Source organism: Sandarakinorhabdus sp., assembly GCF_031422795.1.
In the GTDB taxonomy this organism is placed as follows: domain Bacteria; phylum Pseudomonadota; class Alphaproteobacteria; order Sphingomonadales; family Sphingomonadaceae; genus Sandarakinorhabdus.
Genome location: NZ_JANPML010000369.1, coordinates 1 through 2,782, shown reverse-complemented (window position 1 = coordinate 2,782; position 2,782 = coordinate 1). Strand labels below are relative to the sequence as shown.

At 61.2% G+C, this 2,782-nt stretch carries 2 protein-coding genes; both read right to left on the bottom strand.

Features of this window, described 5'->3' with window-relative positions:
• Positions 1-84: 84 nt before the first annotated feature.
• Positions 85-951, bottom strand: coding sequence for a glutathione-dependent disulfide-bond oxidoreductase (yghU, locus tag RMO81_RS12975; protein WP_310476313.1), 867 nt, complete (start codon positions 949-951; stop codon positions 85-87).
• 85 nt (positions 952-1,036) lie between these two features.
• On the bottom strand, positions 1,037-2,467 hold the full coding sequence (locus tag RMO81_RS12970) for an MFS transporter (RefSeq protein ID WP_310476312.1): 1,431 nt from the start codon (positions 2,465-2,467) through the stop codon (positions 1,037-1,039).
• Positions 2,468-2,782: the final 315 nt, after the last annotated feature.

The window sequence follows — 2,782 nt, the reverse complement described above, 5'->3', positions numbered from 1 at the left end:
CGGGGGGTTGGGGAAACCCCTCACCCCGCTCGCCTGCGGCGAGTCTACCCTCTCCCGCCAGGGGAGAGGGTGAATCTGGCGCGCTCACGCCGCTGTGCCGATCTTGTCTTGGGTGCGTGTGTCGAAATCGCTGGCGTCGTGGCGCTCGTGCAGTTGGCTCGACGGGTCGCCAAAGGCGCGGTTGACCATGCGGCCGCGCTTCACCGCCGGGCGTTCGCCGATCTGCTTCGTCCACCGGATGACGTTGGTGTAGCCCGCCACTTCCAGGAACTCGCCGGCTTCATACAGCAGCCCAAGGGTCATCGCGCCATACCAGGGCCAGATCGCCATATCGGCAATGCTGTATTCGCTGCCCGCCATATAGTCGTTGGTGGCCAGATGCCGGTCGAGCACGTCCAGCTGGCGCTTCACTTCCATGGCATAGCGGTTGATCGGATATTCCTGCTTGGTGGGTGCATAGGCATAGAAATGCCCGAAGCCGCCGCCCAGGATCGGGGCCGAGCCCATCTGCCAGAACAGCCAGCACAGCGCCTCGGTGCGGGCGTGATGATCGGTGGGCAGGAAGGCGCCGAATTTTTCCGCCAGATACAGCAGCATGGCGCCGCTCTCGAATAGGCGGGTGGGCGGATTGGTGGAATGATCGACCAACGCCGGGATCTTGCTGTTGGGGTTCACATCGACAAAGCCCGAACCGAACTGATCGCCGCTGCCGATGTTGATCAGCCAGGCATCATATTCCGCGCCCGTATGGCCCAGTGCCAGCAGCTCCTCCAACATCACCGTCACCTTCACCCCGTTGGGCGTGCCCAGGCTGTAAAGCTGGAACGGATGTTTGCCGATGGGCAGATCCTTGTCTTGCGTCGGGCCGGCGATGGGGCGGTTGATGTTGGCGAACCGGCCGCCGAACTCCTTGTCCCAGGTCCAGACTTTGGGCGGCACATAATCGGTCATCAGATGTCCTCGCGAAGGCAATGCCGCCCTGTCTAGCGCGTTTCCCGGAGCCGCCCAGCAACGAATAGTTGCAGGTGGAAAAGCTTCAGGACGCCGCGTCCGCCGCTGCCTGCCGCGCCGCCAGCGCCTGCAACGCCGCTTCATGATCGCTGCGATCACGTTTGTAGAAAGTCAGCATCGCCAGCATTGCCATCCAAAGCGTCAGCAGCGTCGGCACATAATAGGCCCCCAGCCGCCAGATGGCGTCGGGCGGCACCTGGCTGGGGTTGGTTCCGGTCTGGATGCCGGCAAACGTCAGAATGAGCGCGGCAATGGAAATGCCAAGGCCTTGCACCAGTTTGCCAAGCAGGCTCGACGAGGAGGCGAACAGCCCTTCCGAGCGCCGGCCGGTCTTGAGTTCGGCGGGTTCGACAAGGTCGGCCAGCATCGAGGCGGACAGGATCTGGAAGGCAATGATCAGGCTTAGATCGAAAATTTGCACGGCCAGCACGAACCAGAAGACAAAGCCATCACTGCCCGCTGGCAGCACGCCCGTCAGCCGCAGCAGCATTGGTAGCGGCGCCCCCAGATAAGCCAGCAGGCCGATGACGATCGCACCCCGGCGTTTGCCGATGGTGCGGCTGGCAAACGGCGCCAACAACGCGGCGAGCACAGCCGATATGGGCACAACGGCCGAGATCAAGGCTTGCTGTTGGGATGAGAAACCCCAGAAGAAGCTGACGATATAGATGTTCATCGCTGTCGACACCCCGGTGGCGAGCAGCCCGAGCGCCGATACCATGAACAGCGCCAGAAACGCCCGATTGTTGAGGGTTTCGAAGATTTCGGAAAAGATGCGCCGCAGCGTCATCTGGCGCTTGGCCGGTGGCGGCTTCAGGTTTTTGATCCTGCTGTGCGTGCTGAGTGCGCCGATCATCATCGCGGTGACGATCAATGCTGATCCGACCATGCCATACACCGCATAGGCATCGCGGCTGAACCGTCCATCGGGGATAGCGGCTGTGACAAAGGCCGGAAAAATCAGCCCGTACGTTACTGAAGCTGTAATCGCGGGTACCGCCCATGCGAAAGAGCGTTGCAGCGAAATCAGGGAGCTGCGCTCGACATAATCATCCGTCAATTCGGCAGCGAGCGCTTCGTTGGGAACTTCGAACAGTGACGAGGTGAAGCGAATGAGCAAGGTGACCAGCAGCAGATACCAGAATAACGCCATTTGCGACCAACCGACCGGCGGGGTCCAGATGAACAAAAACCCCAGCCCCGTCGGCAGCACCGCAAGATACATCAGCGGGTGGCGGCGGCCCCAGCGGCTGCGCAGATTATCGGAAAAATAGCCGATGCCGGTATCGGTGAACGCGTCGATAACCAGCCCGATGGTAAGGGCAAGGCCGACCAGGCGCGCATCCAACCCCACAACCTGGCTGTAAAACAACAGCAATAGCCAGTTGAAGCCATGGTTGCGGATGCCGTTGGCGATCGAGCCGAATGCATAGCCGAAGCGGACCAGTTTTGGCACGCGTGTACGGGACGGCGGCGAGGAAGTAGCACCCGAACTGGCCATTCACGCCCCCCCAAATCGGACATGGGGAAATGTGACATTTGATAGCGGCACCAGCAATCACATTCTTTGCGGCGGCTGGAGGCGGGATGCCTTGAAGGGCGGGGACGATTGTCGGGAAGCAAGCAAGTGCCTGCCAAACTGCTGGCCACCCCATTCAGACTGTCAGTGCCATATCCCCGGTAATGCGGTTGCCCTTTGGCAGCCGGTATCAATCATCCAGCGCAGCATAGACCATGGTGCGCATTTCCTTGCGGACCGGCCAGGTGCTGG